This window comes from Corallococcus sp. CA049B, assembly GCF_003611685.1.
In the GTDB taxonomy this organism is placed as follows: domain Bacteria; phylum Myxococcota; class Myxococcia; order Myxococcales; family Myxococcaceae; genus Corallococcus; species Corallococcus coralloides.
The window spans coordinates 70478-78417 of record NZ_RAWC01000019.1 but is presented as its reverse complement, the minus strand read 5'-3'; the positions used below and the strand labels follow the sequence as shown (position 1 = coordinate 78417).

The following is a 7940-nucleotide window of genomic DNA, read 5'->3' as shown; positions in this document are numbered from 1 at the left end:
GGGTGGCGGCGGCCTGGGCCGGCGGGGACTTCTCCGCGGGCGCGGTGGAGGCGCACGCGGTGATGAGCGCGGAAGCGCAGACGCCGAGCGTCATGCGCGCGGCGCCAAACGGCGGTCTGGAACGGAACGTCATGGAGGCTCCTGGATGTGGCCCGTACGGGGTGGCGCACTCTGGCGCACGCGGGCGCGTCCCCAACAGCGCAAACGGCGGTTTCATCCCAGCCATTGCGTTCTGGACGTCCGGGGACGATGGCGCGGTGCGGTGTCCCGTGGGGCCTGAGTTCTGATTACGGTCAGGGATTGAGCCATCCGGAGGGCCCATGACTCCCACCGCGAGACAGCGGCTCGTCGCACCCGACGGCGCGCTCCGGGACACGATGAGCTGGACCCTGCTCGCGCAGGAGTACCCCGCCAGCCCCGCTGCGGCGGCCGCCACCGAGGCCTTCGACGTGCTGGGACAGAAGCTGCTTTGAGATGACAAACATCACGCCTGGTTTGGATTTCTGTTTATTCCTGGCTGCGCGTTGACTCGGGAGTCAACGGATCTCATATTGGCGGCGCGTCAATTACCCGCCGCCCCCGAGGTGTCTCAATGACGTTGAAACCCCCTGCGTGGTGCATGCGTTTGCCAGTGGTCATGTTGTTGCTGTTGCTGCCGCTCACGGGTTTTGCCCTGCCGACCACGGGCATCCGGTTCGTCGACATCCCCGGGAGCGACGGCACCGTCCTCAAGGCCAACTGCATCGCGCCCACGACGCCGGGTCCGCATCCGGCGGTGGTCTTCATCTCGAGCTGGGGACTCAACGACCTGGAGTACCTGGCCCAGGCCAACGCGATGGCGCAGAAGGGCTACGTGGCGCTGTCCTATACGCCGCGCGGCTTCTGGGCGTCCGGCGGTGGCATTGATACGGCCGGGCCGGCGGACATCGCGGACACCTCGCGTGTCATTGATTGGATGCTCGCCAACACGACCGCGAACCCCTCGCGCATCGGGCTCGCGGGTGTTTCGTATGGCGCGGGCATCTCGCTCATCGCCTCCGGCTTCGACTCGCGCGTGAAGGCGGTGGCGGCGCTCTCCGGCTGGTCGGACCTGGTGGCGTCGCTGTTCGGCGGAGAGACGCGGCGTCCGCAGGCGGTGGCGCTCCTGAACCTCGCGGCGACCCTGCTGGGCCGGCCGAGCCCGGAGCTGAGCACGACCATCAACGACTACTTCGCCAACCGGAACATCGAGTCCATCAAGGCCTGGGGCCGCGTGCGCTCGGCGGCCACGTACATCCAGCGCATCAACGCGAACAAGCCCGCCATCCTGATGGCCAATGCGTACGGCGACAGCCTCTTCCCGCCCAACCAGCTCGTGTCGTTCTACGGCCAGCTCGCGGGCCCCAAGCGGCTGGAGTTCGCGCCGGGCGACCACGCCGTCGTGGAGGCCACGGGCCTGTTGGGCCTGCCCAACGGCGTCTGGACCAGCGTGACGCGCTGGATGGACCAGTACGTCGCGGGCGTGGACACCGGCATCTCCCGCGAGGCGCCCGTGGTGCTGCGCACCTATGACGGCGACACGGAGGGCTATGCGTCGTGGGCCCAGGTGGCCACGGGCACGCAGCGCCTGGGGCTGGGCGCCATCCGCGTCCTGGATGGCACCGGCACCCTGGGCGGCTCGCCGTCCTCGAGCGGCTCGCGGACCGTCTGGTCCGGCTTCGATACGAGCGCCGACGCGGGCGTGGCGCTGCTGACCAACGGGCTCCAGGCATTGACGGGTATTCCGCCCGTGGTCTGGCTGCCGGGCGTCAACCGCCTCAACGCGGGCGTCTGGACGTCATCCACCACGCTGAGCGGCATCTCCATCCGGGGCTCGGCCACACTGCGCCTGCGCGTCACGCCCTCCACCTCGTCGGGCACCGTGGTCGCGTACCTGTACGACCTGCTGGGCGACTACGGCGGGCTCATCACGCACGTGCCCCTCACGTGGAAGAACGCGACGCCGGGCGTGCCGTTGGACCTGGACCTGACGTTCCCCGCCACCGCGTATGACGTCCCCGTGCTGCACCGGGTGGCGCTCGTCGTGGACACGGAGGACCCGCTCTACCTGGACGCCAACACCACCGGCGCGACGCTGTCGCTCGGCGGGCCGTCCTGGTTGGACCTGCCGACGCGCTGAAGCTCCGCGTGACGGGGACGGAAGGGCGCTTGTCGGTCGCCCTCCGTCGTTCCAGCGGGCGTGCCCGGTGTGTTAACGCTCTCGGCGTCCATGGGAACCGCCGTCTCGGAACGCACCCGCGCCGCCCTGCTCGTCCTCGCTGGCGGCGTGCTGGCCCTGTTGCTGTCGCACCATCCCGCCATCCTGTCCGGGCTGCGCCTGGTGCAGGGGGACGAGGGCGACGTGCGCTTCAACCACTACGTCCTGGAGCACGGCTGGCGCTTCGTGACCGGCGACCCGGCGCACGCGCGCTTCTGGGACCCGCCGATGTTCTTCCCGGAGCTCAACGTCGCGGCGTACTCCGACGTGCTCCTGGGCGTGGCCCCGTTCTACTGGGTGTGGCGCGCGCTGGGCCTGGGCGCGGACCTGTCATGGCAGGCGTGGTCGCTCACCATGGCGGCGCTCAACTACGCCGCGGCGGTGTGGCTGCTGCGGCGAGGCTTTGGCCTGCGCGTCTTTCCCTCCGTGGTGGGCGCGGTGCTCTTCACGGCCGGCGCGCCGCGCATCAACCAGCTCAACCACCCGCAGCTGGAAGGGCAGTTCTTCGCGCTCCTCGCCGTGGGCGCGGTCATCGCGCTGACGCGGCCGGAGACGGACCGGCGGCGGGGGATGGGCTGGTCCGCGCTGCTGGTGGGCGCTTTCGTGGCCCAGCTCTACGCGGGCTTCTACTGGGGCTGGTTCCTCTTCTTCTTCCTGCTGCTGGCGTTCCTCGCCGGGCTCGCCTTCCGGGACACGCGCGGTCCGCTGCTGACGGCGCTGCGCCGCCACCTCCCGGCGCTCGCGGGCTTCGGAGTGTTGGGGCTGGCGCTGCTCGCGCCGCTCGTCCTGCACTCGCGTCAGGCCATTGGTACGGTGGGGCTGCGCACCTTCGCGGAGGTCGCACCCATGGTGCCGCGCTTCTGGAGCTGGTTCTTCGTGGGCCAGGACAGCTGGCTGTACGGGTGGACGAACAGCTTCTCCAAGTTCCAGCGCATGCCGGTGGCGTGGGAGCACCGCCTGGGCTTCGGCTTCGTCACCCCGGTGCTCGCGGGAATCGGCCTGTGGCAGGCGCGCTCGCGCCCCGCGGTGCGACTGCTGCTCGTCGTGGCGGTGGCCACCGTGGTGCTCGCGTCGCGCTACACCGGCGGCCACACGCCCTGGTGGCTCGTCTTCCACGGCGTGCCCGGCGCGGCGGCCATCCGGGCCCTGGCCCGCATCGGCATGTGGCTGCTGGTGCCCGCGGCCGTGGGTCTGGCCCTGTACCTCCAGCGGCAGTGGGAGTCCGGACGCGCGGCGCTGGCGGTGGGCCTGGGCGCGCTGTGCCTGCTGGAGCAGGGGCTCAACAGCCCCGCCTATGACCGGCACGAGGCGCGCGCGGACGTGGAGGCGGTGGCCGCGCGCATCGCACCCGGCTGCGCGGCCTTCTTCTACGCGCCGACGTCCGGCGAGGCCCAGGAGTGGAAGTATCAGCTGGATGCCGTCTGGGCGTCCGGCGAGCACGGCGTGCCCACGGTGAACGGCTACTCGGGCAACTACCCGCAGGGGTGGAGGCTCCAGGACAACCGCCGCTTCGACGCGGAGGCCTCGGCGCGCATCGACCGGGACCTGGAGGCCTGGATGCGCTCGCGGCGCCTGGCGCCCGGGAGCGTCTGCCGCATCGAGGTGCCCGCGCGACGGTAGGACCCGCCGCGCGGAAGCAGCCTCCGGGACTACTTGGCGATGGTGGCGTAGTCGCCCTTGAGCGCGACGCCGGTGACGAAGCTGCCGGCGTGGCACTCGATCTCGGTGGCGCTCTTGAACTCCACCTTCTTGTAGTAGCTCACGATGTTGACCACCGCGTTGGCGCCGTTCTTCTTCGCGCCGTCCTGCAGGGCGATGAGCGCGGAGAGGGCGGCCCACTTGCAGGCGTAGTCGTCCGACTTGCCCACGCCGTTGGTCTTCTTGTTCGAGGTGTCGCTGCCCAGCGTCTTGAGCACCTTGGGCGTCTTCGCGCCGTCCATGAAGAACTTCACCGAGCCGTCCAGCTTCTGCTTGGCCTCGGGCAGGGCCATCACGTCCGCCAGCTTCACCTTCGTCACGGTGTCGCGCGCCAGGGCGGGGCTCGCGGCGGTCAGGGCCAGCAACAGGAGGGCTTTCTTCATGGCGGTGTCTCCAGGCATCAAGGCCAGCGGCGGAAGATCAACGAGGTGTTGATGCCGCCGAAGGCGAAGTTGTTGCTCATCACCAGGTCCGTCTGCAAAGCACGTCCCTCGCCCACGACATAGTCCAGGGGCGCGCACTTCGGGTCCACGGAGTCCGCCGTCAGGTGCAGCGTGGGCGCGAACCAGTCCGAGCGCATCATCTGGATGGTCATCCACGCCTCCAGCGCGCCGCAGGCCCCCAGCGTGTGGCCCATGTAGCTCTTGAGGCTGGAGATGGCGACCTTCTCCCCGAAGACGGTCTTCGTCGCCGCGCTCTCCGCCACGTCGCCCGTGTCCGTCGCCGTGCCGTGCGCGTTGACGTAGGGGATGGAGGACGCCGGCACGCCCGCGTCCTCCAGCGCCAGCCGCATGGCCTCCGCCATGGTGTCCGCGTTGGGCTGCGTCACGTGGCGGCCGTCGCTGTTGGTGCCGTACCCCAGGAGCTCCGCGTGGATGGTGGCGCCGCGCGCCTTCGCGTGCTCCAGCTCCTCCAGCACCAGCGTGCAAGCGCCTTCACCCAGCACCAGCCCGTCGCGCTCGGCGTGGAAGGGGCGGGGGGACTGGTGCGGCGCTTCGTTGTGCTTCGTGCTGGTGGCGAAGAGGGTGTCGAACACCGCCGCGCCCGTGGCGTCCAGTTCCTCCGCGCCGCCCGCGAGCATCGCCACCTGGCGGCCCAGCTTGATGGCCTCATACGCGTAGCCGATGCCCTGGCTGCCGGACGTGCACGCGCTGGACGTGGTGATGATGCGCCCGGTGACGCCGAAGAAGACGCCGATGTTCACCGCCGCCGTATGGGACATCATCCGCAGGTACGTCGTCGCGGTGATGCCCTCCGTCGTCTTGTGGGTGATCATCTTCCCGAAGTCGCCCATGTTCTCCGGCGTCCCCGCGGAGGAGCCGTAGGCGATGCCCATCTTCCCGCTCTTCACCAGCGGGCTGCCCAGCAGGCCCGCGTCCTGGAGCGCCAGCTCGCTGGCCCGCGTCGCCATCAGCGCCACGCGGCCCATGGTGCGCGTCGTCTTGCGCGAGTACGCGGACGGCGGCAGCTCGAAGGGAAGGGCGGGCGCGCCCAGCCGCGTGTTGAGGCCCTCGTAGGCCTTCCAGGGCTCCATCACCTGGACGGCGTTCTGGCGCGCACGCAGCGCCGCCTCGACCGTCTTCCAGTCATGGCCCAGGGGGCTCAGCGCACCGACTCCGGTGACGACTACGCGCTTCATCCGATCATCCCCCCGTTCACCGAAATCACCTGCCGCGTGATGTAGCCCGCTTCTTCCGACATGAGGAAGGCCACCGCGGCGGCGACCTCCTCGGGCCTGCCCATCCGGCGGGCGGGAATGATCTTCAGCGCCTCCTCCAGGACCTCCGGAGGCACCATCTCCGTGTCGATGAGGCCCGGCGCCACGCAGTTGACGGTGATGTCGCGCTTGGCCAGCTCCACCGCCAGCGCCTTCGTCGCGCCGATGATGCCCGCCTTGGCGGCGCTGTAGTTCACCTGGCCCCGGTTGCCCATGAGCCCGGACACGGACGACAGCGTGACGATGCGGCCCGGCTTCCTGCGGCGCACCAGGGGCATCGTGAGCGGGTTGAGCACGTTGTAGAAGGCGTCCAGGTTGGTGTGGATGACGCCGTCCCACTCCTCCGCCGTCATCGCGGGGAAGGCGTTGTCGCGAGCGATGCCCGCGTTGCACACCACGCCGTAGTAACAGCCGTGGGCTTCCACATCCGCGAGCAGCGCGGCCTGTGTTGCAGCGCGGTCCGCCACGTCGAACTGGAGCACGCGCGACTCGCGGCCCGCCTCACGGACCTGGGCGGCCACCGCGTCCGCCTCCTCGCGCTTGCTGCGGCAGTGCACCACGACGTCGTAGCCGTCGCGGGCCAGGCGCAGCGCGATGGCGCGGCCGATGCCCCGGCTGGAGCCCGTCACCAGCACCGTCTTGTCACCCATCTGTGTTGCCCCTTCCCAGGTCCTGCCCCGGTTGCGGCTCGTAGACCGTCAGCGCCGCCGTGGCCACCTGCTCCGTCCCGATGCGCAGGGTGCAGTCGAACTGGCCCAGCCCGTTGTCCGCGGAGAACTGGCGGTGGACCTCGATGCGCAGGGTTTCGCCCAGATTGAAGGTGGGGCGGCTGCACTCGTAGCGGCGCGTGCCCAACAGGAAGCCCACCCGGGGCGTGCCGCCGCGCTTGCGCGCATGCCACCCGGCCCACGCGGCCACGGCCTGCGCCATGTACTCGATGCCCACCCAGCCGCCCACGACGCCGTCCGCGTAGAAGAGGCTGTCCTCGCGCACGGTGACCTCCGCGAGCAGCGAGTCCGCGTCGCCTTCCAGGACGCGGTCGAGCAGCCGCATGCGCCCCTGGTGGGGCACGAGCTCCTCGACGGGCTGATCAATCACGATGCGCATCATGCGCGCTCCAGCACGAGGGCGGCGTTGCTGCCCCCGAAGGCGAACGAGTTGCTCAGCACGCTCTTCACCGGGCGCCCCAGCGCCTCGCCCGGCTTCACCAGCGAAAGCGCCGGCAGCGCGGAGTCCACGGCCCCGTCCCAGAAGTGCCCGGGCAGCCTGCCGTGCGGGTTGTCCACCAGCGTGAGGAACGCGAAGGCCGCCTCCAGCGCGCCCGCGGCCCCCAGCGTGTGGCCGGTGAGCGGCTTGGTGGAGCTGGCCTTCACATCCGGCCCCAGCAGCGCGTGCACCGCGCGGGTCTCCATGGCGTCGTTCTGCGGCGTGGCGGTGCCGTGCAGGTTCACGTAGTCCACCTGCTCCGGCGAAAGCCCCGCGCGCTTCAGGGCCTCCTGGATGGCGGCCATGGCGCCCTTGCCGCCGGGCTCCGGCGCGGAGATGTGGTGCGCGTCGGAGGACTCGCCCCAGCCGGACAGGCGCACCGGTCCCGGCTCGCGCGTCATCAGGAACAGCGCCGCCGCTTCTCCGATGTTGATGCCGTGGCGGTGGGCGCTCATCGGGTTGCAGCGCTCCTCGCTCACGGAGTCCAGTGAGCGGAAGCCCGCCACGGTGAAGCGGCACAGCGAATCCACGCCGCCCGTCAGCACCGCGTCCACGCTGCCCGAGCGCAGCATCCGCGCCGCGCTGGCCAGGGCCTTGGCGCTGGAGGAGCACGCGGTGGAGATGACGTAGGCGGGGCCCCGCGTGCCCAGCACGTGCGCGAGCGCCAGCGCCGGAGCGCCCAGCTCCTGCTGCTGCAAGTGGAAGCGGGGCGGCAGCTCGCCCGTGGCCAGGTGGCCGGCGATGGCCGCCTCTCCTTCACCAACGCCGGACGTGCTGGTGCCCAGCACCACCGCCACGCGCCCGGGGCCGAAGCGGGCGATGGCGGCGTCAATCTCGGCGCGCACCTGCTCCAGCGCGGTGAGCAGCAGCGCGTTGTTGCGGCTGTGCTGCGAAGGGGGCAGGGCGTCCTGCGCCGCGAGCGGGGAGGTGACGACTCCCAGGTGCAGCGGGCGGTCCGCGTACCCGGCATGCGAAGCGACACCGGAGACGGTGTCCGCGAACAGCGCCCGGGCCACCTCCTGCTTCCCGGAGCCCAATGCGCAGACGAGGCCCAGCTGGTTGAGGAAGACAGGAGGAGGCATG

Annotated in this window: 8 protein-coding genes; 3 read left to right on the top strand and 5 right to left on the bottom strand. The window is 70.7% G+C overall.

The genetic code is table 11. The annotated features are described in order from the left end of the window. Positions 1–320 precede the first annotated feature (320 nt). The 3 genes from D7W82_RS06900 to D7W82_RS06890 all read left to right on the top strand — a co-directional run bounded on the left by D7W82_RS06900 (position 321) and on the right by D7W82_RS06890 (position 3856). Positions 321–473: a hypothetical protein gene (locus D7W82_RS06900; protein WP_233587349.1), complete on the top strand. Its 153-nt coding sequence runs from the start codon at positions 321–323 to the stop codon at positions 471–473. 146 nt (positions 474–619) lie between these two features. Further along, on the top strand, positions 620–2158 hold the full coding sequence (locus D7W82_RS06895; RefSeq protein WP_233587348.1) for a CocE/NonD family hydrolase: 1539 nt from the start codon (positions 620–622) through the stop codon (positions 2156–2158). Positions 2159–2248: 90 nt separating this feature from the next. Continuing rightward, on the top strand, positions 2249–3856 hold the full coding sequence (locus tag D7W82_RS06890; protein ID WP_120617559.1) for a hypothetical protein: 1608 nt from the start codon (positions 2249–2251) through the stop codon (positions 3854–3856). A gap of 29 nt (positions 3857–3885) precedes the next feature. Here D7W82_RS06890 and D7W82_RS06885 read toward each other — a convergent pair whose 3' ends face one another. Genes D7W82_RS06885 through D7W82_RS06865 form a run of 5 tightly spaced genes read right to left on the bottom strand, consistent with a single transcriptional unit; the run spans position 3886 to position 7939 of the window. After that, on the bottom strand, positions 3886–4317 hold the full coding sequence (locus D7W82_RS06885) for an excinuclease ATPase subunit (RefSeq protein WP_120617558.1): 432 nt from the start codon (positions 4315–4317) through the stop codon (positions 3886–3888). Between the two features lie 17 nt (positions 4318–4334). Continuing rightward, the gene (locus tag D7W82_RS06880) at positions 4335–5573 is read right to left on the bottom strand and encodes a beta-ketoacyl-ACP synthase (protein WP_120617557.1); all 1239 of its coding nucleotides are present in this window, start codon (positions 5571–5573) and stop codon (positions 4335–4337) included. After that, entirely contained in the window at positions 5570–6301 is a 732-nt protein-coding gene (fabG, locus tag D7W82_RS06875; RefSeq protein ID WP_120617556.1) for a 3-oxoacyl-ACP reductase FabG, read from the bottom strand. The genes D7W82_RS06880 and fabG overlap by 4 nt, the downstream gene beginning before the upstream one ends. Then, positions 6294–6761, bottom strand: coding sequence for a hotdog family protein (locus tag D7W82_RS06870; protein WP_120617555.1), 468 nt, complete (start codon positions 6759–6761; stop codon positions 6294–6296). Before D7W82_RS06870 ends, fabG begins: the two co-directional genes overlap by 8 nt. Further along, entirely contained in the window at positions 6758–7939 is a 1182-nt protein-coding gene (locus D7W82_RS06865; RefSeq protein ID WP_120617554.1) for a beta-ketoacyl-ACP synthase, read from the bottom strand. The genes D7W82_RS06870 and D7W82_RS06865 overlap by 4 nt, the downstream gene beginning before the upstream one ends. Position 7940: the final 1 nt, after the last annotated feature.